Here is a 25,280-nt window from a genome sequence, read left to right as displayed (position 1 = left end):
AGTTGACGAGGTGGAGTTTATCGAGATTTCGGCGGATGACTCTCGGTTGTTCATCACAACCGCAAGCTTTTACTTAAATCATTAAGGTGACTTAGTGGACAAAGGTGAAAGTGTGATGAGAGAAAAGGAACGGATACAAACTAGCTGTATAAGTATATACGGACTTAAACCCAATCGAGAGGAAGGTGAAAGCCGTTACAAGCTTACAGGGCTAGCAATATGTAATCCGTTTTTTAGTATAAATAAAAATGGTATCGGACTATGTCGTTACATGTTCGCAGAGCAATGTAAGCATTTGTAACGGCGACTAAACATGTGTGGAATCGTAGGATTTATTGGAGAGCAAGATGCAAAGGAAATTTTATTAAAAGGTTTAGAAAAGCTAGAATATCGTGGATATGATTCAGCAGGTATTGCAGTACAAGCAGAGAACGGTGTTGTTGTATACAAAGAAAAAGGTCGTATTGCAAAACTTCGCGAAATCGTAGATGAGAACGTAGCAGCAAGCGTGGGAATCGGTCACACACGCTGGGCTACACATGGTGTTCCAAGCAAAGTAAACGCGCATCCGCATCAAAGTACATCAAAACGCTTTACACTAGTTCATAACGGTGTAATTGAAAACTATGAATTAGTGAAAAAAGAATATTTACAAGATGTAACGTTCGTAAGTGAAACGGATACAGAGATTATCGTACAGCTTATGGAACAACAAGTGAGCACAGGATTAAGTGTAGAAGAAGCGTTCCGTAATACGCTATCTCTTTTACATGGCTCTTATGCGATCGGATTACTTGATGCTGAAAATCCAAACATGATTTATGTTGCTAAAAACAAAAGCCCGCTATTAGTAGGTGTTGGTGACAACTTTAATGTTGTGGCGAGCGACGCTATGGCGATGTTACAAGTTACAGATCAATTTATTGAGTTAATGGATAAAGAAATTGTAATCGTAACGAAAGAAAGTATTACAATTAAAAACTTACAAGGTGAAACGATTGAACGTGCACCGTTTACAGCGGAATTAGACGCAAGTGATATTGAAAAAGGAACATACCCTCATTTCATGCTTAAAGAAATCGATGAGCAACCACTTGTAATCCGTAATATAATTCAAAAGTATCAAGATGAAAATGGCGAGATTGAACTGAATGCAGACATCCGCAATGCGATTTTAGATAGCGATCGTATTTACATCATTGCATGTGGAACAAGTTATCATGCAGGTCTTGTTGGAAAACAATTTATCGAGAAGTTTGCAAAAATGCCAGTTGAAGTGCATGTAGCAAGTGAATTCTCTTATAACATGCCATTATTAACAGAAAGACCATTCTTCATTTACATTTCACAAAGTGGTGAAACAGCTGATAGCCGTGCAGTACTTGTGCAAACAAATGAAATGGGTCATAAAGCATTAACGATTACAAACGTACCTGGTTCTACGCTTTCTCGTGAAGCTGATTACACACTTCCGTTATACGCGGGACCAGAAATCGCAGTTGCATCAACGAAAGCTTACACAGCACAACTTGCAGTACTTTCAATTTTAGCTGCGGACATTGCTAAAGCAAAAGGCGAAGTTCTTGATTTCGATTTAACACACGAATTAGGAATTGTAGCAAATGCAATGGTAGAACTTTGTGATCAAAAAGAAGAAATGGACGCATTAGCAAAACAATTTTTAGCAACAACTCGTAACTGTTTCTTCATCGGACGTAGCGTAGACTTCTACGTAGGATTAGAAGGTGCGTTAAAGCTAAAAGAAATCTCTTACATCCAAGCAGAAGGATTTGCTGGAGGAGAATTAAAACACGGTACAATCGCCTTAATCGAAAATGGTACACCAGTTATCGCACTTGCTACACAAGAGCACGTAAACCTTGGAATTCGTGGTAACGTGAAAGAAGTAGTAGCACGCGGAGCTAACCCATGTATCATCTCAATGAAAGGCTTAGAAATGGAAGGTGACAGCTTCGTATTACCAGCTGTACACGAAGCACTAGCACCGCTAGTAGCAGTTATTCCATTCCAACTTATCTCATACTACGCGGCACTTCACCGCGAATGTGACGTTGATAAGCCACGTAACTTAGCTAAGTCTGTTACTGTTGAGTAGGAGATTGGTAGGTTAATAAATATAGTGTGGATTTGAAATAAATTTACGAATTTGTACCCCTTTAGATATGTTATCTAAAGGGGTATTTTTGTGCCGAAAAAGAACATCTAAAATTGCTAAGTGGATAGAATCCTACTAATTAAAATTTTACTTTATCGGATTTGGAATAGAACCACTTTTATTTATCTGAATTTTCCGTTACTATTTTAAGTATCAGTGAACAATTTTCTTTATTATGAAGAGAAGAGACGATAGATTCATGGACATTACAAGGGGGCTTATTATATGAAAGTGAAAGCAAAAACATATTTAAGTATAGAAGAGATTATTTCATTACCGGCCGTATCAAGTGCAAATATAAGTGATGATGGAAAAAACGTAGCATTTGTAAAGAAGACAGCTAACTGGGAAGACAATACGTATAGAAATCATGTATGGATATATGAGAAAGATAAAGGGCAGAGTTACCCACTAACAGATGGGGATATAGATAGTACACATCCAGTATGGTCTCCAGATTCTAAGAGCATTGCATACCTTAGTCCAGGCGGTGACGGAGCTAATAAAAATCAGATCTTTGTTAAGTTAATAGACGGTTGTAGTGAGGTTCAAATTACGGATGAGAAGGAAGGAGTTAATACATTCAAATGGGAGCCTACTGGTAAAGGTTTTTATTATATTGCACAGTCAAAAGAATGTGAGGAGATAAAGAAACGTAAGGAACGATATGGAGATTTCCATCATGTAGGTAAGGAACATCAGAATAATTGTTTATACTAAATTGAAATAGAAAAAGTGAAACAAAACGATAAACAGGAACGGAAGGTTAGCGGTGTTTATCAACTAACGGACGGTAAGGATTTTTATATACATAACTTTGATATTTCAAATGATAGGAAAAAGGTTGTATGTATGGCTACACCAAGTTTAAACGATTATATGAATGGTGATCTATACATATTAGATGTTGAAGCTGGGGAACTACAAAAGATGAATATAGATAAGTTGTTAGGAGCGAGCGTCTGCTTTTCTCCTGAGGGCGATAAAATATGTTACTCAGCAAGCATAAGAGAGAAGGATTACTATAGAAATCATATACAAGATAATACATTAGAGATATATGATATGAATACTAGAGAGGTAATTCAACCTTTAACAAATTTTGATAGTACGGTTATGCCATTACAGTGGACAGCTAAAGGAATTTTAATTAGATGGCAGGATAAAACGAATTACCGTATTGGCTTGTTATGTGAGGATGGCACTGTGGAAATGTTAAGCGAAACAGTAGATGGGTTTATAATGGATGCCTCTATAACAAGGGATGGCAATCATATAACATATACTAAGGCTATAACTATAACAAATGAAACCTTTGAAATCTATTTGGATGATAAAAAAGTAACGAATGAAAATAGCTTTTTCGAAGGAAGGCTTAAAAGTAACAGAGAAATCATCTCATGGAAAAGTAGTGATGGTCTTGAAATAGAAGGTGTTTTATCAACCCCAGTAGAGTTTGACGTAAATAAAAAATATCCTTTATTAGTAGTAATCCATGGTGGTCCATCTTGGGCATCCTTTCCGATATTTTCAGACTGTTTTAATGAAAAATATCCGATTGAACAGTTTATCGAAAAAGGCTTTATCGTTTTAGAGCCAAACTATAGAGGAAGTTCTGGTTATGGTAATGAATTTTTAAAAGCAAACTATAGAAAACAAGGAATTGCTGATTATGATGATATTATATCTGGAGTGGATGAACTAGTTGAAAAAGGGATTGTAGATAAAGATAGAGTAGGAGTTATGGGATGGAGTAACGGAGGATATATATCAGCTTTCTGTTCTACATTTAGTAGTAGATTTAAAGCTATTTCAGTTGGAGGTGGAATTACAAACTGGAGTACCCATTATGTAAATACAGATATCCCTTACTTTATTAGGATGTATTTAGGAGATGCTCCATGGAATGATCCAGAGATATATAAGAAAACTTCACCAATGACATATATTAAATCAGCCTGTACGCCTACCTTAATTCAACATGGGGAAAAGGATGTAAGAATTCCAACTACAAATGCATATGAGCTATATGAAGGGTTAAGAGACATGGAAGTCGATACAGAGTTAATTATACTTAAAGGAATGGCATATAGTCCTAATCAGCCAGGAATGAATGTAGCTATTATGAAACAGAATTTGATGTGGTTTTCACACTATATTCTTGGTGAAAGTATGAAAGATTTTCGTACTATATAATGGATATCCACACAGGGATTTTTCGTTGTGCAATCGGATTAGATTGTTGAAAAAGAGATACAACAAATTATATAATTTGTTGTAAACTGTATGCAAACTATTATTGAAAAGATTTAAATGATTATAAGGAAACGTAATTCGGAGGACTAATATGACAGAGAATAAAAATGAGTTATCTGTAGAACAACGTGAAGAACTATTAAAAGTATTACAAGCTCGTTTTGAGAAAAACGTGAACCGCCATGAAGGTCTTGAATGGGCTAAGATTGAAGCAAAACTGGCTACTAATACTGAAAAGTTGTGGTCAATTCATGAAATGGAAGTAACTGGCGGTGAGCCGGATGTTGTTGGTTATGATGAAGAGAAGGACGAGTATACTTTCTATGATTGTTCAAAGGAGAGTCCTAAAGGCCGCAGAAGTCTTTGTTATGATCTTGAAGCGTTAGAGGCAAGAAAAAAACATAAACCAGAAAATAACGTTATTGATGTGGCAACTGCTATGGGCATTGAATTATTAACGGAAGAACAATATCGAGAGTTGCAACAGTTTGGGGATTTTGACATGAAATCATCAAGCTGGGTACAAACACCTTCAGACATTCGAGAACTTGGCGGTGCTCTATTTTGCGATTATCGCTTCGGACACGTTTTCGTGTACCACAATGGAGCAGATTCCTATTATGCTGCTAGAGGATTTCGTGGTTCGCTAAAGGTCTAAATTTGAAAAAAGTAAGAGTATGTTTTAATTAATCTTTTTAAAACATGCTCTTTTCTATAATTGTTACTTAGAGTTATTCATATTGGTTTAACCTATGTAAGAACTATAATACTATGTAAAATTAATTAATATCTAGCATATTAGTAAACTTATACCCAGAGGTGTAGAAAAAAAGGATTTCTAAAAATAGGAGTTCTTTTTTATTTGTTGTCAGGATTTTTAAAGAATTTAGAGATTTCATAGAAAACAAACGGGATATCGAGTAAAATGTTAAGTATTGTTTTCAACATTCAAAAGGGTATTTTGGAGGTTCTTTTCGCGAATTTTTATAAGTCTATTAAAGGAGGAAGATATATCTAAAATAGCAAGATATATCAAATTAAACATGAGTATTACATTTCATAAAAAGGTAGTAGCATTAACAGCAGGACTAACGGTATTATCTTCATCTATGGTATCGTTCGCAGAGGAACAACAATCAGTAAATAACTATCAATCTATAAGTGCTCTGGAACAAGGTGGAACAGATCAACTTCAGGTATCAGATGAACAGGCTTTAAAAAGTATTGAAGAGAGTTTTGAAGGAGTAGACGGACGTGGTGGAGGTACTGTCGATAATAAGAAAGTGGACAGTCTTCAAGGTTCAGAAGGTATGTATGAAGAAACAGGTACATTAACGGTTCCTAACAATTCAAATAGAACAAAACGTAGTCTTTCTTTTTCAGCTCCTAAAGTTTCTAGTACTATAAATGGCGTCCCATTCACTGAATGGATTGTCCCAACTGGTAACGAGAATATTCGTCCTCAAAACCATATGGTTCCAAAGTATATTACAATTCACGAGACTGACAATAAAAGTGTAGGAGCAGGAGCTAAAAACCACGCTCAATACTTATATAACCAAGCAGTAGGACAAACAGATCGAGCTGCATCATGGCACTTTACAGTAGATGATAAAGAGATTTATCAACACTTACCATTAAACGAAAACGGATGGCACGCAGGAGACGGTGATGGACCAGGTAATAGAGAATCTATTGCAATTGAAATTGCAGTTAACAGTGATGGTGACTATAATAAGGCAGTAGATAACGCTAAGAAACTTGCAGCTTATTTAATGAAAGAAACAGGTGTACCATTAAATAATATTGTAAAACATCAAAAATGGAGTGGTAAAATCTGCCCTGCTATTATGATTAACAGTGGACAATGGGTTCCATTCGTAAATGGTGTTGAAGGGTATTATAATAAATTTTATCAACCAACAGACGATATAACAGGAGGTTGGTATGAGCCAGCTATTCGTGATTTGAATAGAAGAGGTATTATGGTCGGAGAAGGAAACGGTATTTTTGCGCCTAATAGATCTGTAACAAGAGCTGAGTTTGCTCAATTAATCTCTAATTCTCTAAGTCTTCCAGCTGGAGATGCAACGTTTAAAGATTTAAATGATGTAAATCCAACTTTACGAGATGGTATTAAACGTACTGCAAGTGCAGGCATCATTTCTGGTAGAGGAGACGGTAATTTTGACCCTAACACACCTATTACAAGAGAAGAAGCTGCAGTTATTGTAAATAAAGCTTTACAGTATAAAAAAATAAATGGACCATTGGCAAACTTACCATTTGCAGATAAAGATCAAATTATCTATAAAGAAGCAGTACAAAGATTATACGGTTTGGGTATTGTAAAAGGTATGGGAGATAATCTGTATGTGCCTAAAGGAACGACGACTCGTGGTGAAACAGCAGCATTCATTTTAAACATGCTTCAAGTAATTGAAACTGGTAGTGTTCAAAAAGGAATTGGTACAGTTGAAATTAATGGAATTGGGGTAAATGTTCGTAGCGGAGCGGGTGCTAGCTACTCTGTTGTTAGAAAAGCCAGCAAAGGTGAAAAAGCTACAGTATATGAAGAGAAGAGTGGCTGGTTAAGAATTGGTACAGGTGAGTGGGTTTATAATGAACCTAGTTACATGGTATATAAGAAGGATAAAAATTAAGTCGTTAAGAAGCAGAATGGATTACTGGACAAGTTATTCATTTTGAAGGTGGATTTAAAAGATAAAAAAGAAGGTATCTCATTTCGGTGAGATACCTTCTTTTTTAATCTTTCTTCAATCTTCTTGCAACACCATTTCCTAAAGACTGTAGCCCTTGAACGAGGATAATTAAAATAAAGACTGTTGCATACATTATTTCAGGTTCGTAGCGTAAATGTCCGAATCGATATGCTAAATCACCAAGACCGCCAGCACCTACAAGTCCAGCCATTGCTGTTGCACCGATTAAGCCAATTGTTGCAATTGTCAAGCCGAGTACAAGGGAGGGACGAGCTTCTTTCACCATAACGTGCCAGATGATTTTTATAGTAGAAATGCCCATCGCTTGGTAAGCTTCAATAACACCACGATCCACTTCTAATAATGCTGTCTCCATTAATCGTGCAATATAAGGAGCTGTGAATACGACAAGTGGTACGATAACCCCTTGCACGCCAATGGATGTTCCCATTAGAAACTTTGTAAAAGGTAAAATGAAGAATAATAGAATGATAAATGGAAGAGAGCGAATGATATTAATAATTGTATTAAGAATCGGATAAATGATTTTATTTTCGTGCTGCCCACCAGGTCTCGTTAAAACAAGTGTGACGCCAAGTGGTAATGCAATAAGGATAGAGATGAATAGTGAAATAGATGTCATTTGAAATGTTTGAATGGTTGCTTCCCATATGACTTTACCCCATTCATCCAAAAAGGACTTGTTTCCCATAATCTGTTCTACCTCCTTCTACGATGATCCCTTGTTCTTGTAAAAATGATAAAGCACGGTTTACTTCATTTTTCTCACCCTGCATATGAATAACCAGTTTCCCATATGCTTCATGTTTTAGCTGTGTAATATTACCGGATAAAATATTTGGATACACTTGAAAACGTTTTGTAGCAATAGCTAACGCTGGTTCGCCAGAAGAAGTTCCTATAAATGAAAGTGTTACGATTTCTCCGGTTCTTTGTAGTTCTTTTTGTACCTCTTCTGGAATTCTAGCTGCAAATGCACTATTTACGAATTTCTTCGTTGTTATATGTTGTGGGTTGGTGAAAATATCTTTCACAGTCCCACTTTCGATTACTGCTCCATGTTCCATAACAGCAACTCGGTCACATATACGCTGGATGACATTCATTTCATGTGTAATTAATAAAATTGTGATCCCGATTTCTTCATTGATTTTTAATAATAAGTCAAGGATAGAATCGGTTGTTTCCGGATCTAAAGCGCTTGTTGCTTCGTCGCTTAATAACACTTCAGGTTCATGTGATAGTGCGCGTGCAATGGCAACACGCTGCTTTTGGCCACCAGAAAGTTCACTCGGATAGGCATCTTTTCGATTGAAAAGATCGACAATACGTAAGTATTTTTCTACCCTTTTTTCAATTTCCACTTTTGGAATGCCAGCGAGGCGTAAAGGTAATGCGATATTTTCATAAACTGTCACGGTTTTAAGTAAATTGAATCCTTGAAAGATCATTCCGATTTTTTGTCGCGCTTTTGCGAGTTTTTTTGCTGATAAAGTTGTTAAATCTTGGTTGTTTACAATAATATTTCCTGTCGTTGGCTTTTCTAATAAATTTACACATCGAATTAATGTACTTTTACCAGCGCCACTATATCCAATGATTCCAAATACTTCGCCCTTTTTTACTTGAAGGGAGGTAGGTTTAAGAGCTTCCACATTCCCTTTTTTTGTTGTGAATACTTTGGATACATTTTTTAATTCAATCATTATCGTCAGCTCCTACCAAGACGGTAAAACAGAACCATCAAATTTTTTCTCGATAAATTCTTTCACTTCTTTAGATTGATAAGCTTTCTTTAATTTATTTACAACAGCATCATCTTTATTTTCAGTACGAACAACGACCCAGTTCATATATGGTGAATCTTTTCCTTCACGGAAGATAGAATCTTTCGCAGGGCTTAATTTTGCACCTAATGCAAAGTTTGTATTAATCGCAGCTGCTTTTACTTCACTTAGTTGTGTCGGTAATTGAGATGCCTCTAATTCAACAATCTTTAAGTTTTTTGGATTTTCAATTACATCTTTCGCAGTCGCTTTTTCTGTAGCCTTTGGATCCACTTTTAAAACACCGGCTTTTTCAAATAGTTTTAAAGCTCGAAGTTCATTCGTTGGATCATTTGGTACAGCAATTGCGTCGCCCTCTTTTAAATCCTTTACATCTTTTAAGCTTTTCGAATATACACCCATAGGGAATGTTACTGTTGAAAATACTTCAGTTAATTTCATATTACGTTCAGCTTTAAATACGTCTAAATATGATTTCGTTTGATAGCTATTTACATCGAGGCTTTTTTCATCTAGGGATACGTTTGGTGCTACATAATCATTAAATACTTTTACATCAATTTCGAGACCGTCTTTTGCGGCAACTTCTTTTACCTTTTCAAAAATTTGTTCATGCGGCCCGCCGGTTACACCGACAGTAATCTTTTTCTCATCTAACGCTTTTATTTCTTTATCTGAACCCCCGCTACATGCGCCTAATAATAATACTGCTCCACTTACAATGCTCAATAATACTTTTTTCATCTATAGTTCCCCCTCCATATATGTTCCAAAATAAAAAGCACCTCTCAAAAATAAGAGAGGTGCCGAATAGACAAAATAGGTTCCTCTCTTATCTTCCAAAACGAAAACTCGTTTTGCAGGAATTAGCACCTTAGCTTATACATCATAAGCTCGGTTGCCGGGCATCATCGGGCCAGTCCCTCCGCCACTCTTGATAAGAGTATGTGTATGTAGTTTTTTTAATATGGTACTAATAGTAAATCTTACAAAAAGAATTGTCAATGTTATTTTCTGAATATATTTTATTTTAAGGTAATAGAAACATTCCCTTTCTTATGTCCCTTTTCCACATATATATGAGCTTCAGCAATTTCTTCTAATCGGTAGGTTCTATCAATAACAGGTTTTAAATGTTCTGTTTCAGTTAGTTCTTTTAGTAGAATCATATCCTCTTTACTTACCTTTGCCATCATTCCATTGACAGATACATATTTTCCATTGGATGTTAATGTATTTGTACAAAGGGATTTTTTATACTTCCCAACTGCATCAAATATAATATCGTAGCGCTCGCGCCGCTTAGTAAAATCTTCTTTCGTATAATCAATTACTTTATCAGCTCCTAAAGATTGGACGAGTTCAAAATTTGAATTACTACAAACAGCCGTAACGGTCGTACCGAAATATTTAGCAAGTTGTACAGCAGCTGTTCCTACTGATCCGGAGGCACCATATATGAGCACTTGTTGCCCTTTTTTTATACGGCCCTTTCTCAGGAAATGCAATGCTGAAGTTCCACCAAAAGGAATAATGGCCGCTTCTTCATACGTCACATTGGTAGGTTTTAATGTTATTAATCCACTTTCATGTACGCATGTGTACTCGGCGTAACCACCGAGGTTTAGTTCTGTTAATGCAAAAATTGGATCACCTTTTTTAAATTGAGTTACATCTGTTCCTACTTCTTCGATTTCACCGGATAACTCTACGCCGAGTACAGGTTTTCTCGGTTTTCTGAAACCTAATATGATCCGCATAGGAATCCAAAATAAGAGGGGGCTATTAAAGCCGCGTATTCTACAATCTCCAGTCGTTACACTTGTTGCATGAATTTTAATTAATACTTCGTTCTTTTTAGGTGTAGGTTTCTCTATATTTTGAAGTTGAAGAACGTTAGGTGGTCCATACTGTGTGCAAATGATCGCCTTCATAATGACCTCCTGAAATGAGTTGTTGTTATTTACATCATATTTAAAACCTTCATCAAACATGTCGCTATATAGCGAATAAAGATTAAAAATTATATAGATTTCGTAGGAAAAGAGGTGATATTATTTTGGGAAAGGGGGCGACATTATGAAAAAAACTATTTTTATTTCAAGTTTAGTGCTTGCAATCAGTCTAGGGGTAGGGTGTAGTAATGAAAAAACAGCAAAGACGGATGAGCCGAAAAAAGAATCAGTTCAAAAAGAAAAGGAATTAGCCGCGAAGGATGTTTTCAAGAAAACGAACGAAGCTTTTAAAAATGAAGAGCATGTAACGATGACATATGGTGTAGGGGTAAAAGCTGAGGGAACAGAGATGGATATATTAAAGGCTAAGATGCAATTAGAGCCAAAGACAAAGAATTCTCGTTCTGAAATGAATATTTCCGGTACAGATGTTGTAGTGTATACTGTGGATGGTAAAGTTGCTGGTGAGGTGAAAAACCCTAATACAGGAGAAGTTATAACTGTACCAGAGGAGCAATTAAACGCTGGTGGAATGAAAGCGACTCAAGATATTATAGATAAGTTAGAAGTACCGGAAGTAGTTTTAGATAAAATGAAGATGGAGAAAAGCGGAGATAAATATAAACTGAAATTTACATTAAAAGGGCAAGAAACAGAAAGTATGTTAACTAGCATGGATGAAACACAGAAGAAAATGTTACAAGCACAAAATGCGAAGATAGAAGAAGTGGATGCAGAATATATTATTACAAAAGATTTTAAATATGAATCAGCAAAGATAGACATGATTATGAGTAGTAACGGCAAGGATAAAGCACACATTATTACGAACGCAAAATATACGTCGTACGAAAAGTTTGATCCAATACAATTGCCGGCAGCAAAGTAACAGTTTTGATGAGGGGGGACCTAAAATAAGGTGCCCTCTTTTTTGTATACTTTCTTTATAGGAAAATAGGTACAATATGAAGAGGGAAAACTGTAGAAGAGGAGAGTGTCATTTGAAAAAAAGAAAGATAGCGGCGGTCATTGTAGCTTATACAGTGTTGCTTGCGACATCTATAAATACATATAAAGAGCAACTAGATCATCCTATTATGAGCGATGTAGGAAAGTTGCTTCCAACGAAAATTAAACGTGTTGAAAATGCTGAGGATGAACATTCATTAAAACAGGTAGTGAAAGATGCAAATACTTCTGGAGAGAAAATTTCCATTGCAGGTATGCAACATAGCCAAGGAGGACAGACGTATTATCCAAACGGCACGATGCTTGATATGAAAGGATATAATAAAATATTAGAATTCGATATGGAGAAGAAGAGGATTAGGGTGCAAAGCGGTGTCACATGGAATGACATTCAAAAAAAAATCAATCCATATGGTCTTGCGGTTCAAGTGATGCAATCTCAAAATATTTTTACTGTTGGTGGTTCATTAAGTGTAAATGTACATGGGCGTGATATTCGTCATGAAGCATTGATTGATACAGTAGAGTCATTCAGATTGTTAATGGCAGATGGTACGGTACGTAATGTAAGTAGAGAAGAAAATGCAGAGCTATTTCCATATGTCATAGGTGGTTACGGGTTATTTGGTGTCATTTTAGATGTGACATTAAAGTTAACTGATGATGAATTATATGAAATGCATACGAGAATGATAGATTATAAAGAATACACATCTTATTTCAAAGATAAAGTGAAAAGAGATGAAAATGTTCGTATGCACTTAGCCCGTATTTCTGTTGCCCCCAATTCATTTTTAAAAGAGATGTATGTGACAGATTATACATTGGCGAAAAATCAAAATATGAGGGAAGAGTACAGTGAATTAAAAGAAGAAAATATTATAGCTGCACCGAAATTTTTACTCGGATTATCCCGTTATAGCGATTGGGGAAAGAATACATTTTGGGATATACAAAGAAATTATTTTGAACGTACAGATGGAACGTATGAGACACGAAATAATGTTATGAGGTCAGATAGTGCCTTTATGGAATATGAAAATCCGAATAGAACAGAAGTGTTACAAGAATACTTTGTGCCTGTAGATTTCTTCACGGAATACATAGATGATTTACGTAAAGTATTAAATGAAGAAGAGTTTAATTTGCTCAATATTACGATTCGTTATGTGGAAAAGAATGAAAATGCAGTTTTATCCTATGCGAAAGATGATATGTTTGCGCTAGTTCTTTTAATTAATCAAGGACGCTCAGAGGGTGAAATAAAGAAAACAGAAGATGTCATTCAGAAAATGATTGATGTTACTTTAAAACATAATGGTAGTTATTATTTACCGTACTATTCGTATCCAACGAAGGAGCAGTTAAAGAGGGCATATCCTCGTATAGAAGAATTTCTTCAGAAGAAAAAAGAAGCGGATCCAAAAGAGAGATTTGTGAATTTATTTTATAGGGAGTATACGAAATGACATATAGAAGATTTGTAGCGTCACAAAGCATAATTATGATGGCGGGAAGTATGGTATTTCCTTTTTACATTCTATTGCTTCGGAATGTTGGGAATAGCTTCTCGCAGTTTGGCTGGGCGTATGGCTTATTTGCTTTAACTTCAGCACTTGTATATCCATTAGTAGGAAAGATGTCTGATCGAGTAGGCGATCAAAAATTATTAATTATATATGCTTGGTCCATGGCAATATTAATGCTTTGTTTCCCGATTGCCACGGAAGTATGGCATGTTTATATTCTTCAAATTGTAATGGGAGTTTTAGGTGCTGTGCAGCGTAATACCGAGAAGACGTCGTTAGCACGAAAGGTTGTGCAAGAAAATGCTGGTTATGAGATTGGGAAATATCATGTGTGGACATCGATTGGAGGAGCGGTAGCAATTATTGCAACGGGATATTTAGTAGATTTCTTTACGATTGGCACCATTTTTTATATTGCATCTATCTTATATGTAGTGAGTGGGATTGTATTAAGTAGTAAAAAAATATAATCATCCCCATTTTTACCTGAATACCCTTTATTTGTTATACTAAAAGGGAAAATAAAAGAAAAGGGGACATTGCCTTTGATGAAATTTTTAATTTTAGCTATTCTCACTTTGTTTTTGATTCCATGGACAAGAAGCGGTAGTAAACTTCGAGCAGTGGATAAGAAAGGGGATGAGAAGGTTGTAAAGGGTAAGAAATCATCCATTTTAGTTATTCCTGTATTATTTTGGATAGGTATTGCAATCTATGAATATCTTTGGCTAATCGATGATCGAGCAGATTCGATTCTTACTCATTATGCCGTTGCAGTAGCAGTTTTAATTGGGCTTGTTTTATTTTCACAAAATCAAATAGGGAAATTAGAAGGTACGTTAAAAGGACTTCTAATGTTTGTTTTACTCGCAAGTTACGGCTATTTTGGTTATTTACATGATATAGTAATCACGCAAAAAAAATATGATTCTGTTGTGAAGATCGAGAAAGATATTTCAGAGCCGTTTACTGAAAATGATCAACCGTTTACAGTGCCGCCAAAGACAGCGGAGAATAAAATGAAAAAAGTATTTGGGGATATTCCGAAAGTAGCTTATTTTGAGCTAGGGGAATTAACGCCACAAATGGTAAATGGTGAGGCTTTATATGTAGCACCGATTGAAGTTTCAGGCTTTTTTAAAGCACGTAAAGCTGAAACAATTCCAGGGTACGTAACGATGTCAGGTACGAATCCTGATGCGGAAGCGAAACTGCACCTTGGTTATAAAATGAAATATGTGCCAAGCATGTTCTTCGGGAATAATTTAGAGCGTGTTGTAAGGCAAGCCGAACCAAATCTAATCTTTAAAGGGAAACCTAAATTTGAAGTGGATGATAAAGGGAAACCGTATTATACAATGACGTATGGTGAATTTATTTCAGGAAGATCTGGATTTGAGGTAGAGGGCGTTGTAGTAGTAGATGCACAAACAGGTGAAGTGAAAAGATATGATAAAGGAAAAGCGCCTAAATTTGTTGATGGTGTATTAAATCACGAGACCGCATCTACATTAAATACGTACTTCGGTAAATATATTCACGGATTTTGGAATACGAAATTCTCGCAAACGGATATGAAGATTCCGACTGAGTGGGGAACGAAAGAAGGAGTTACACCAATATTCGGTAAGGATGGAACGTTATATTACTTTACTGATTTCACCTCCCCGAAAGAGGGAGTAGATTCTGCGTTAGGTTACTCGCTTATCGATGCGCGTACAGGTAAGTTGTATTACTATAACGGAAAAGAAGTGAAGGGAATTATGGATGGTTCAGCTGCTTCGGAAGTAGTGGATAATTCCTTTAAGAGAGAGAAATGGCATGGAACGATGCCGGTTATTTATAACGTGTATGGTAAACTTTCTTGGATTGTACCTGTTATTGATGACGGGGGATTAGTACGTGCTCATACAGTTATCTATGCTTCTAATGCGAAAATATTTGCAACAGGTTCGACGCAAAAAGAAGCGCTTGAGAATTATAAAAATGCGCTGAGTGGAAGTGGAGATTCATTTAGACCGACTTCAAATGGTAAAGAAGCACAAAAAGAAGGCGTTGTACAACGTGTATATAAAGAAAAATCAGGTGAAAATACAATTGTGTATGTACTGTTAGAGAATGAACAAAAAGTATTTATGATACCGGTGAAGAAATTCCCATATGCTATGTTTACAGAAGTGGGAGATCCAATTCAAATCACATATTTAGATACAGGAGAGGCGATGTCTTCCGTATCTAAATTTACAAATAGCAATTTGAAAAAGTAAAGCGATAGAAATTCTATCGCTTTTTTTACTGTATGAAACAGGAAAATGCACTATACTTGACGTATGTTTATGTTGTAACTATAATTGTTACGATTTAGTATTTATCGGAAAGGGTGAACGGAAAAAGTGAATGGAGTTAATCACGAAATATATAAACCTGTAAAGACAAATAGGTTATGGATGATTCTTGTATTAGGGACACTTACGGCGATTGGGCCATTATCTATTGATATGTATTTGCCTTCTTTACCAAAATTAACGGATGATTTACAAACAGGCGCATCTCTTGCACAGCTTACATTGACAGCTTGTTTGCTTGGGCTTTCAGTAGGACAATTATTTGTTGGTTCAATTAGTGACATTTACGGAAGGCGCAAACCTCTTATTATCGCTCTTATTATTTATGTTGCTTCTTCTTTACTTTGTGCTATTGCACCATCTATTTGGAGTTTAGTGTTATTACGCTTCTTACAAGGAGCTTCAGGATCGGCTGGGATTGTTATATCACGTGCAATGGTACGTGACATGTATTCAGGTTCTGAAATGACAAAGTTTTTCTCGTTGCTCATGTTAGTAAACGGAGCAGCGCCTATTTTAGCACCGATTATTGGGGGACAATTACTACAGTTCACAACATGGCGCGGTGTCTTCATCGTTCTTGGGGCAATTAGTGTATTTATGTTAATATCAGCTACTTTCGTATTACGTGAAACATTACCTCCTGAAGAAAGAGAAACAGGTGGATTGTCAGGGACGTTGGCGACGTACGGAAAACTGTTAAAGGATCGTCTGTTTATGGGATATGCATTGTCACAAGGGCTAGTAACGGCGGCAATGTTTGCATACATTTCGGGCTCACCATTTGTGTTGCAGAACATATACGGAGCATCACCACAGCAATTTAGTTTATTCTTTGCGATTAATGGTATCGGTATTATTATTGCTAGTCAGGTTACGGGTCGTTTAGCGGGGAAAGTGAATGAGAAAACTTTATTCGTTTCCGGTATTATTATTGCAGCTGTTGGTGGTTTATCTTTACTACTGACAATTGTACTAGGAATAGGTTTAATTGGTGTTTTATGTTCGTTATTCCTTGTTGTATCAAGTGTCGGGGTTGTATCAACAACTGGTTTCTCATTAGCGATGAGAAACCAGAAACAAGCTGCAGGAACGGCATCGGCTTTATTAGGTTTATTACAGTTCATTTCAGGAGCACTTGTTGCACCGTTAGTAGGTATTGGTGGAAGCAACACCGCATTACCGATGGGGGTTGTGATAGCTCTTTGTGAAATTGGTGCTGTGTTATGTTATCTATTTATGGCCAGAAGAAGTGAGAAGCAGTTTGAACTGCAACAAAGACAAAATTTAGAGGCTTAATAAAAAAAGAGCTGATTCAAACATGTGTTGAATCAGCTCTTTTTTCATTTCTTTGAAATAACTTATACAGTGTTGTAAGGTGATGCAAAAGTTATTTGCATAAAGTGACGATACTGTGACAAAAATGTTGGTGTGTATATTAAGGTAGCGTCTTAAGTGTAAAAAGTAGGATGTTCTCGGTATAATAACAAGTGGAGATAAAAGAAACTATAATGAGTAGTAGCTGTAGATAAAAGGAGAAGAAGAGATGAAGAAGGTTTTGGGTATTGCTGTAATGGGAAGTATGATCCTTCTAGCAGGATGTAATGGAAATAAAGATACGAAAGAACCGAAAGAAAAGGTAGAGCAATCTACTGAGCAAACAGAAGAGATGAAAGAATACCGTGCAGTACATGAAAAATACGATATGAAAATGAATAAAGAAATTAATAAAGCACTACAGTTATTTGAAGTGGCAAAAGAAAAGGGCGGTAAGGAAATAACGAATGCTAACTATAAAGAAGATGTGCAAAAAGTAACGACTAGCATGCTAGAAGATATTGATAATATACGTAAAGAAATTCGTGTTCCAAAGTCGAAAGAGCAAGAACATGAGGTATACGCTGGTTTCTTGAATGAATCGGAACAAGCAATGAAAAAATTACAGAAGTTAGCTAAAGAAGAAGACTCATCATTGATTCGTGATATAGAAATTAACTTTGCAACAGCATCAACATACTATAAACGTTTTCAAGCAGAAACGAAAAAATAACCTTGCGCACGCGCAAGGTTATTTTTTCTTCTTACCATCTCCGTCTTCATTCTCGGATACTAATACATTCTGTTCTTCGTGAAATGCAGAGGTTATTTGTCCGGTAATATTATCGAATGGAGTATAAAAAGAAATGATACGTTTCTTTTTAATAAAGAGTTTATCCCGTAAAACCCCCACTGATTAAAGTTTCACTTTATAGAAGCCGATGATGACAAGTATAACGGATTGTTAAGGGTAACTCTATAGTAGTAAGAAATAAAAACTGATTTTTCTAAATATATCCAATTTAATTGACTTTTCATTTTTTCAGAATTATAATTCAAAATATACAATTTGAACCAAATAATAATATAGCAATTTACTTATCCAGAGAGGTAGAGGGACTGGCCCTATGACACCTCAGCAGCGGGTTCTGTAACAGGAACACCGTGCTAATTCCAGCAAGCAAGTCTTGAAAGATAAGTGATGGGCCTTCGTTTATTCAGCCTTGATCTTATTTTTTAAGATCAAGGCTTTTTGTGTTTTAAGAAGCGGAAAAGTAATAGGAACAAATATGTCAATAAAACAAAGTAAATACATTTGTTTAGGGGGTTATTGAAGTGTATGTTATTAAAAAACTATCGGTTATGGTGTTCACGCTATGGGTCATTACAACAGTAACATTTTTGATTATGCATATCATTCCAGGGGATCCATTTTCATCAGATGCGAAAATCTTTCCTGAAGAAGTGATACAAAACATGAGAGCGAAGTATCACCTTGATGAACCGTTATGGAATCAATATGTTGCTTATTTAGATGGCGTAGTTCATTTTGATTTTGGTGAATCTGTTCAATCCACAGGTCAAGGTGTATCAGAAATTATAACGACAGGATTTGGTCCATCAGCGATTATTGGTTTACAAGCACTTGTTATTTCATTATTAGTCGGAATTGCAGCAGGTACATTTGCAGCTCTATATCATGGGAAAGTAATTGATTATAGTGTGAGCTTACTCGCGATTCTCGGTATTTCTATTCCAAGTTTTATTTTAGCACCACTATTTATACAAGTATTTGCTATTCAATTTGAACTTTTACCAGTAGCGTCTTGGGGCACATTCGAACATACGGTATTGCCATCCTTTGCATTAGCGTTAGGACCAATCGCGGTTATTACAAGATTTGTTCGCTCTAATATGATTGAAGTTTTGCAGAGTGATTATATTAAGCTAGCGAGAGCGAAAGGCATACCAATTAAGAAAATCATTATAAGACATGCTCTTCGAAATGCGATTGTTCCAGTACTTACATTTGTTGGACCGTTAATGGCTGGACTTTTAACAGGGACTTTCGTTATTGAAAAAATATTTTCCATTCCTGGTCTAGGAAAATATTTTGTAGATAGTATTTTTAACCGGGATTATCCGGTCATTATGGGAACAACGATTTTCTATAGTGCATTATTAATTTCTTGTATTTTCATTACAGATATTATTCACCGTATTGTTGATCCGCGTATTCGTTCTATTACGTAAGGAGGGGGGACATTTAAATGGGAGCTTATGAAATCAATAAACAGTTATTAACGAATGAGGAGAAAAAAGAATTAACGATAAATAAAGATCAGCAAACGATTAGTCGAAAGAAGGAAGTGTTTCGCAAGTTTATATCAAACCCTATAGCAGTTTTAGGGGCAGTGACGTTATTACTAATTATTATTTTCTCACTGGTTGGCGAAAGTTTAACGTCATTTACTGCGAGTGAACAAGTGAAAGAAGCAACTAATTTACCTCCTAGTAGCGAGCATTGGTTCGGAACTGATGATTTAGGAAGAGACATATGGGCGCGTACTTGGGCTGGTGGAAAAATTTCACTAACAGTTGGATTAGTAGCAGCAGCGCTAGACATAGGTCTTGGTGTACTGATCGGAGGTTTTAGCGGATATGTAAGAGGGCGTAATCGTCTTGGAACGTTAATAGATGAATGGATTATACGAGGGATTGAAGTGTTATATGGTATCCCATATTTATTAATTGTTATTTTACTATTGATCGTGATGAAACCAGGACTTTTTACAATTATAATTGCTCTTGCGTTAACAGGATGGATTGGCATGGCACGTCTCGTTAGAGCGCAAGTCTTGTCTTTAAAACAAAGAGAATTTGTTATTGCAGCAGAGCGATTAGGTACATCGCATATGAAGATTATATACGGACATATCATTCCGAATTTAACAGGCATTATTATCGTAAATTTATCATTTACAATTCCAGCAGCTATTTTCTCAGAATCATTTTTAAGCTTTATCGGACTCGGAGTACAATCACCAGCAGCGAGCTGGGGAACGATGACGAACGATGCACTCGGGACACTACTAAGCGGAGAATGGTGGCAATTATTCTTCCCAGCAATCATGATTGCACTCATTATGTTTGCATTTAATGCAATTGGTGATGGTTTGCAAGATGCAATTGATCCGAAGATTGTAAAACGGAATCGAAAGGAGAAAAAACATGGGACAGCTCTTATCTTTAGAAAACGTAACATTGGCCGTTGAAAAAGAGAATAGTAAGCAAGCAATTGTGAAGCATGTTTCCTTTTCTATTAATGAAGGTGAAATCGTTGCACTTGTAGGAGAAAGTGGTTCAGGAAAAAGTGTTACAGCACAATCTATTGTCGGATTAAATCAAGAATCTATTCACATTGATGACGGAAGCATCTCTTTCCAATCTCAAGGATTGACGAATTTACAAGAATCAGAATGGAATCAAATTCGAGGGGAAGATATTTCGTTTATATTTCAAGACCCTCTGTCCTCTTTAAATCCGACGATGAAAGTAGGAAGGCAAATTACAGAAGTGATTTTGCAACATGAGAAAAAATCGAAAAGAGAAGCAAAAGAAATTGCGATTAACTTATTAAATGATTTAGGGATACATGAAGCAGAGAAACGTTTTGAACAGTACCCACATCAATTAAGCGGAGGTATGAGGCAACGTATTTGTTTAGCAATTGCGTTTGCGTGTCACCCAAAGCTCGTTATTGCAGATGAGCCTACAACTGCATTAGATGTAACGATTCAAAAGCAAATTATGGGGTTATTAAAAGAGCGAAAAGAAAAACAAAATACGAGTATTTTATTAATTACCCACGATTTGGCACTTGTACGTGAAGTAGCAGATCGAGTAGTTGTGATGTACGGGGGACGTGTTGTTGAAAAAGGGACGATACAAGAAGTGATAGGTTCACCTAAGCACCCATATACGATAAGTTTATTGCAAGCTATTCCGAATATGGATGATTCTGAAAAGGTACTTAGGGCCATTGAGGGAACAACACCATCAATTGAAACGTTAAATAGCTTTGGGTGCCCATTTGTAAATAGATGCCCAGTAGCAATACAAGAATGTGTTCATCGTTTCCCTGATAGAACAGCATATTCTGGGGAACACAGTTCACATTGTTGGCAACATGTTCTAGAGCATGACCAAGCGAAATCAAAAGAGAAGGTGAATGCCTCATGACGACAGATTTAATTACTGTAAAGCAAGTAACGAAAACGTATGGAAGTAAAAAGAAAGAAATCATAGCGCTAAAAGATATATCACTTTCTATCCCGAAAGGAACAACGCTTGGCATTATTGGAGAAAGTGGTTCAGGAAAGACAACACTTGGTAAGCTCATAGCTGGGATCGAGAGCCTAACGTCTGGTCAAATTGATTATAACGGTCAAGTTGTTCACAAGTTGAAATCAGCTCAGAAGCGAGATTTCTTGCAGAAAGTACAATTCATTTTTCAAGATTCAACAGCTGCATTAAATCCGCGCTGGAAAGTACGCGATAGCGTAACAGAAGGATATATTTCATTCGGTTTAGGTGATAAAGGATTGAAAGATGAGGTAGCAGGTGATGCGCTAGAACGTGTTGGATTAGATAGACGATATATTGATCGATACCCACACGAATTTAGCGGAGGACAACGTCAACGGATCGCTATTGCAAGGGCGTTATTATGTGAGCCAGAAGTATTAATTCTGGATGAACCAATTTCAGCGTTAGATGTTTCACTTCAAATCCAAATTGTGCACTTGTTGCAAAAGATTCAAAAGGAACAAGGTTATACATATTTATTTATCGCGCATGATTTGCCGATGGTTCACTATTTATGTGAAAAGGTAGCTGTCTTATATAAAGGAGAACTTGTTGAATTTGGAAATACGGATGAAGTATTCCGTAATCCTCAACATTCTTATACAAAAACATTATTAGCATCAACACCAAAAATTTCGGGTTAAAGGAGAATGTAGGATGAAGAAATTTTTATTATTTGTCATTATGACCGTATTAGCAATTACTTCTGTCGCTTGCGGTAAAAAAGAGGCGCAAAAGGCGAGTGCTGGTAAGGGGGAAGGAGATCGATTAGTAACGAATATTGGTAGCGATCCATATACACTCGATTCCGCAATTGCAACAGATAGCACATCAGGTTATGTAATTGGACATTTATTCTCAAGCTTATATACGCAAGATAGTGATGGGAAATATCAAAATGAATTAGCAGAGAAAGAAGAAGTAAATGCAGATGGAACTGAATATACAATCCATTTAAAGAAAGATATTAAATGGTCAGATGGTTCTCCTATTACAGCAAATGATTTTGAATTTGCATGGAAGCGATTATTAAATCCGAAAACGGGTTCTATGAATGGGACAGAAATGTACTTTATTAAAGGTGCAGAGGCGTATAATACTGGAAAAGGTGAAGAAAGCCAAGTTGGTATTCAAGTTGTTGATCCTCAAACATTAAAGGTAACACTTGAGCACCCAGTTGCTTCTATTAAACAAAAATTAGCGAGTTCATTATTTATTCCATTATCTAAAAAATCAATTGATGATAACAATAAATTAAAAACAGATCCAAAAGAGTTAATTACAAATGGACCATTCACGTTAAAAGAATGGAAGCATAACCAAGCAATTACAGTACAAAAAAATAAAGAATACTATGATAAAAAGGTAACATTAAAAGAAATTGAGTTTCGTATTATTCCAGACTCTAAAACGGCGTATCAATTGTACAAATCAAAAGAATTAGATTTATTAAGTGGCTTACCACAAGAGATGATTGAGAAAGAAAAAGGGAATAAGGAATATAAACGTGTTGCAGGATTCTCATCTTATATTTACTCGTTTAACGTAGAAAAAGAGCCATTTACAAATGCGAAAGTACGTAAAGCATTTTCATTAGCAGTTGATCGTAAGTTTATCGTTGAAAAACTGTATAAGAATAATGCGCAAGAAGCATATGCATTCGTTCCAGAAGGAGCAAAAACACAAAGTGGTCGTGATTTCCGTAAAGAAAAAGGTGATTACGTAAAATTTGATACAACAGAAGCGAAAAAATTATTAGAAGAGGGTATGAAAGAACAAGGTTGGTCTACATTACCTGAAGTAACATTAAAATTCACAACGGATACACAGCATAAAAAAGTAGCAGAAGCAATGCAGGAAATGTTTAAGAAAAATCTTGGTGTAGATATTAAATTAGAAAATAAAGAGTGGAAGAGTTACATCGATACATATAAGCAAAGTGATTTCCAATTAGCTTATATGGGATGGGGCGGTTCTTTATTAGACCCAATTACTAAACTAGATTTATATGCAGGTGATGGTCCAAACAACTATGCAAAATGGCATAATAAAGAATTTGACGCTTTAATCAAAGAAGCAGAAGTTGAACAAAATGAAGATAAGCGTTTTGATTTATTGCATAAAGCAGAAGATATTATGTTTACAGATTCACCGTTAATTCCAATTATATTCCCTTCTGATTCTTACTTACAAAAAGGATCAGTATCTGGACTTCAATATTATGTTGGATCTAAACCAGATTTAAGATATGCAAAAATAAAGAAGTAGGCAACCGCCTACTTCTTTATTTTATTTCTCTTTTATATTCTTTTTTCGTTCCATCAGAGAAGACAACTTCTAAATCAAACTTTTGGTAGTCTTTATCAAGTTTGAACACATTTACTACTTGATCGATTACTTCTTGGTCAGGAGTATCTTTATCAAATTTTAATTCTTGTAGAAGTGGGCTTAATTTTGTAATAGCCTCGTCACCTGTAAACTTTGCATTTGATTTGTGGTCTTCAAGTTTTGCTTCCATTTTCTTATCAGCTGCTACATTCTTATAATCAGCCTCGTAGTCTTTCTTCGTATCTTGATAGTCTGCATCTAAACTAAATTCATTGAAGTTAAGTTTTAAATCAGCAGGAGCTTCATTTTTTGCTTCTTCAGTAGTTTTCTTATTAGAAGTTGTATCTTCTTTTGCAGGAGCTTTACATCCTGTTAATACAGGTACTAGCATAAGCGCTAATAAAACTGATAGTAAAATTCTCATTATAATTTCCTCCTTATGTAAATTCGTTCTATACAAGTTTTTCCCAAAATCATGTAATTATGTATGTGTTGAAAATAAATTATTAACTTGTATCCACAAAGTTTAATCCGCAATTTAAATCAAAAATGATTTGTATGTATATGGTAAATTAAGGTTGTGAGGAGGTGCTAAAATGCATGAAGAATATAAAGAGATGATAAAGGAAGCAATTGAATATATAGAGGAGCATTTACATGAGGAGCTTACAACAGAAAGAGTGGCCTCTCACAGTGCGGTATCGATGTACCATTTTCATCGTATTTTTCAAAGGTATATTGGGATGAGTGTAACGGATTATATTCGAAAGAGAAGGTTAACTCATGCTGCGCAAGTCTTAGTGTCAACGGAGAGGGCTGTTATTGATATTGCAGTACAATACGGCTTTTCCTCACAAGAGGCATTTACGAGAGCTTTTAAAAGAATGTTTCAATTGCCACCGAAGAAATATCGAAAGTACTTCCAGTCATTTTATATAGAAAGAGAGGGTGTTTCAATGCAAAAAGGTATACCGAAAGGATGGATCTTAAGTGGAAGTCATCCTGCTGAATATGAGATGGGTTTAGACTATGAAGTTGCCCATCAAGGAAAAGTATCTGCATACATAAAGGCAAAAGAGAATGTTACACATGGAGGATTTTCAACATTAATGCAAATGTTTCGAGCGGATAAATATATAGGTAAAAGATTACGTTTAACAGCATTTATTAAGAGTGAGAACGTAAGAGATTGGGCAGGATTGTGGATGCGAGTAGACGGAAAAGATACAGAACCACTCGCTATGGATAACATGCAAAATCGCCCAATTAAAAATACGAATAACTGGCAATCGTATTCGGTTGTATTAGATATAAAAGAAGGAGCGCTTGGTATTGCATTTGGTGTCTTATTATCAGGAGAAGGTTGTGTGTGGCTAGATAGTATTCGATTTGATGAAGTGGATGAAAAAATTTCTTCAACAGATTTGGCTGAAAACTTTTATGAAACACTACTAGAAGAGCCGGTAAATCTGCAATTTGAAGAGATAGAAAAGTAAGGAGAAAAGA

At 35.8% G+C, this 25,280-nt stretch carries 22 protein-coding genes, 1 pseudogene and 2 riboswitches; of the genes and pseudogenes, 17 read left to right on the top strand and 6 right to left on the bottom strand.

The window, feature by feature from the left end; all coding sequences use genetic code 11:
- Positions 1–115 precede the first annotated feature (115 nt).
- The 5 genes and pseudogenes from MNO09_RS29985 (at position 116) to MNO09_RS29965 (ending at position 7,095) form a co-directional block, all read left to right on the top strand.
- The gene (locus MNO09_RS29985; protein ID WP_001208183.1) at positions 116–301 is read left to right on the top strand and encodes a hypothetical protein; all 186 of its coding nucleotides are present in this window, start codon (positions 116–118) and stop codon (positions 299–301) included.
- 12 nt (positions 302–313) lie between these two features.
- Positions 314–2,116, top strand: coding sequence for a glutamine--fructose-6-phosphate transaminase (isomerizing) (glmS, locus tag MNO09_RS29980; RefSeq protein WP_000334152.1), 1,803 nt, complete (start codon positions 314–316; stop codon positions 2,114–2,116).
- 285 nt (positions 2,117–2,401) lie between these two features.
- Positions 2,402–4,372 (top strand): annotated as a pseudogene (locus MNO09_RS29975) (S9 family peptidase).
- Positions 4,373–4,523: 151 nt separating this feature from the next.
- Positions 4,524–5,090, top strand: a complete 567-nt coding sequence (locus MNO09_RS29970; protein WP_000138388.1) for a DUF4256 domain-containing protein — start codon at positions 4,524–4,526, stop codon at positions 5,088–5,090.
- 385 nt (positions 5,091–5,475) lie between these two features.
- Positions 5,476–7,095 carry an S-layer homology domain-containing protein gene (locus MNO09_RS29965; RefSeq protein WP_000028730.1) on the top strand — a complete coding sequence of 540 codons (1,620 nt, stop codon included), beginning with the start codon at positions 5,476–5,478 and terminating at the stop codon, positions 7,093–7,095.
- Between the two features lie 103 nt (positions 7,096–7,198).
- Here MNO09_RS29965 and MNO09_RS29960 read toward each other — a convergent pair whose 3' ends face one another.
- The 4 genes from MNO09_RS29960 to MNO09_RS29945 form a co-directional block, all read right to left on the bottom strand.
- On the bottom strand, positions 7,199–7,867 hold the full coding sequence (locus MNO09_RS29960) for a methionine ABC transporter permease (RefSeq protein ID WP_000527134.1): 669 nt from the start codon (positions 7,865–7,867) through the stop codon (positions 7,199–7,201).
- Complete coding sequence (locus MNO09_RS29955; RefSeq protein WP_000571344.1) at positions 7,842–8,882, bottom strand: methionine ABC transporter ATP-binding protein; 1,041 nt, start codon at positions 8,880–8,882, stop codon at positions 7,842–7,844. The genes MNO09_RS29960 and MNO09_RS29955 overlap by 26 nt, the downstream gene beginning before the upstream one ends.
- Before the next feature lie 12 nt (positions 8,883–8,894).
- Positions 8,895–9,707: a MetQ/NlpA family ABC transporter substrate-binding protein gene (locus MNO09_RS29950; RefSeq protein WP_000756983.1), complete on the bottom strand. Its 813-nt coding sequence runs from the start codon at positions 9,705–9,707 to the stop codon at positions 8,895–8,897.
- 85 nt (positions 9,708–9,792) lie between these two features.
- Positions 9,793–9,907: riboswitch (SAM riboswitch) on the bottom strand.
- A gap of 81 nt (positions 9,908–9,988) precedes the next feature.
- Entirely contained in the window at positions 9,989–10,897 is a 909-nt protein-coding gene (locus MNO09_RS29945; protein ID WP_000643894.1) for an NAD(P)-dependent alcohol dehydrogenase, read from the bottom strand.
- 145 nt (positions 10,898–11,042) lie between these two features.
- On the opposite strand from MNO09_RS29945, the gene MNO09_RS29940 reads away from it, so the two are divergent.
- The 6 genes from MNO09_RS29940 to MNO09_RS29915 all read left to right on the top strand — a co-directional run bounded on the left by MNO09_RS29940 (position 11,043) and on the right by MNO09_RS29915 (position 17,811).
- Positions 11,043–11,807, top strand: coding sequence for a DUF6612 family protein (locus MNO09_RS29940; protein ID WP_000750885.1), 765 nt, complete (start codon positions 11,043–11,045; stop codon positions 11,805–11,807).
- A gap of 112 nt (positions 11,808–11,919) precedes the next feature.
- Complete coding sequence (locus tag MNO09_RS29935; protein WP_000746270.1) at positions 11,920–13,356, top strand: FAD-binding oxidoreductase; 1,437 nt, start codon at positions 11,920–11,922, stop codon at positions 13,354–13,356.
- A complete protein-coding gene (locus MNO09_RS29930; protein ID WP_000222364.1) occupies positions 13,353–13,886 on the top strand; it encodes an MFS transporter in 534 nt (177 codons plus the stop codon). The genes MNO09_RS29935 and MNO09_RS29930 overlap by 4 nt, the downstream gene beginning before the upstream one ends.
- Positions 13,887–13,964: 78 nt before the next feature.
- A complete protein-coding gene (locus MNO09_RS29925) occupies positions 13,965–15,683 on the top strand; it encodes a DUF3981 domain-containing protein (RefSeq protein ID WP_241950205.1) in 1,719 nt (572 codons plus the stop codon).
- 126 nt (positions 15,684–15,809) lie between these two features.
- A complete protein-coding gene (locus MNO09_RS29920) occupies positions 15,810–17,060 on the top strand; it encodes a multidrug effflux MFS transporter (protein ID WP_001014693.1) in 1,251 nt (416 codons plus the stop codon).
- Between the two features lie 247 nt (positions 17,061–17,307).
- On the top strand, positions 17,308–17,811 hold the full coding sequence (locus tag MNO09_RS29915) for a hypothetical protein (RefSeq protein WP_000756531.1): 504 nt from the start codon (positions 17,308–17,310) through the stop codon (positions 17,809–17,811).
- 18 nt (positions 17,812–17,829) lie between these two features.
- Here the strand turns inward: MNO09_RS29915 and MNO09_RS29910 are convergent, their stop codons facing one another.
- Positions 17,830–17,991, bottom strand: a complete 162-nt coding sequence (locus MNO09_RS29910; RefSeq protein WP_098656609.1) for a DUF3951 domain-containing protein — start codon at positions 17,989–17,991, stop codon at positions 17,830–17,832.
- Between the two features lie 182 nt (positions 17,992–18,173).
- A riboswitch (SAM riboswitch) is annotated at positions 18,174–18,279 on the top strand.
- A gap of 134 nt (positions 18,280–18,413) precedes the next feature.
- Here MNO09_RS29910 and MNO09_RS29905 point away from each other — a divergent pair.
- From MNO09_RS29905 to MNO09_RS29885, 5 genes are read left to right on the top strand one after another with little or no spacing between them, the layout of a single operon-like run.
- The gene (locus MNO09_RS29905; protein ID WP_000289321.1) at positions 18,414–19,331 is read left to right on the top strand and encodes an ABC transporter permease; all 918 of its coding nucleotides are present in this window, start codon (positions 18,414–18,416) and stop codon (positions 19,329–19,331) included.
- A gap of 17 nt (positions 19,332–19,348) precedes the next feature.
- Positions 19,349–20,353, top strand: a complete 1,005-nt coding sequence (locus tag MNO09_RS29900; protein WP_000501543.1) for an ABC transporter permease — start codon at positions 19,349–19,351, stop codon at positions 20,351–20,353.
- Complete coding sequence (locus MNO09_RS29895) at positions 20,310–21,320, top strand: ABC transporter ATP-binding protein (protein WP_000531251.1); 1,011 nt, start codon at positions 20,310–20,312, stop codon at positions 21,318–21,320. Before MNO09_RS29900 ends, MNO09_RS29895 begins: the two co-directional genes overlap by 44 nt.
- A complete protein-coding gene (locus tag MNO09_RS29890; protein ID WP_070169277.1) occupies positions 21,317–22,090 on the top strand; it encodes an ABC transporter ATP-binding protein in 774 nt (257 codons plus the stop codon). Before MNO09_RS29895 ends, MNO09_RS29890 begins: the two co-directional genes overlap by 4 nt.
- A gap of 13 nt (positions 22,091–22,103) precedes the next feature.
- The gene (locus MNO09_RS29885) at positions 22,104–23,714 is read left to right on the top strand and encodes a peptide ABC transporter substrate-binding protein (RefSeq protein WP_070169278.1); all 1,611 of its coding nucleotides are present in this window, start codon (positions 22,104–22,106) and stop codon (positions 23,712–23,714) included.
- A gap of 16 nt (positions 23,715–23,730) precedes the next feature.
- Here the strand turns inward: MNO09_RS29885 and MNO09_RS29880 are convergent, their stop codons facing one another.
- Positions 23,731–24,198 carry a YusW family protein gene (locus MNO09_RS29880; protein WP_001221562.1) on the bottom strand — a complete coding sequence of 156 codons (468 nt, stop codon included), beginning with the start codon at positions 24,196–24,198 and terminating at the stop codon, positions 23,731–23,733.
- A gap of 172 nt (positions 24,199–24,370) precedes the next feature.
- Here MNO09_RS29880 and MNO09_RS29875 point away from each other — a divergent pair, with 172 nt between their 5' ends.
- A complete protein-coding gene (locus MNO09_RS29875) occupies positions 24,371–25,270 on the top strand; it encodes a helix-turn-helix domain-containing protein (RefSeq protein ID WP_000544212.1) in 900 nt (299 codons plus the stop codon).
- The last annotated feature ends 10 nt before the right edge of the window (positions 25,271–25,280 follow it).

The sequence above is a fragment of the Bacillus sp. N5-665 genome, assembly GCF_022637375.2.
Lineage (GTDB): Bacteria > Bacillota > Bacilli > Bacillales > Bacillaceae_G > Bacillus_A > Bacillus_A wiedmannii.
Note: the sequence above shows the minus strand (reverse complement) of the source record. Positions and strands in the feature narration are given on the sequence as shown.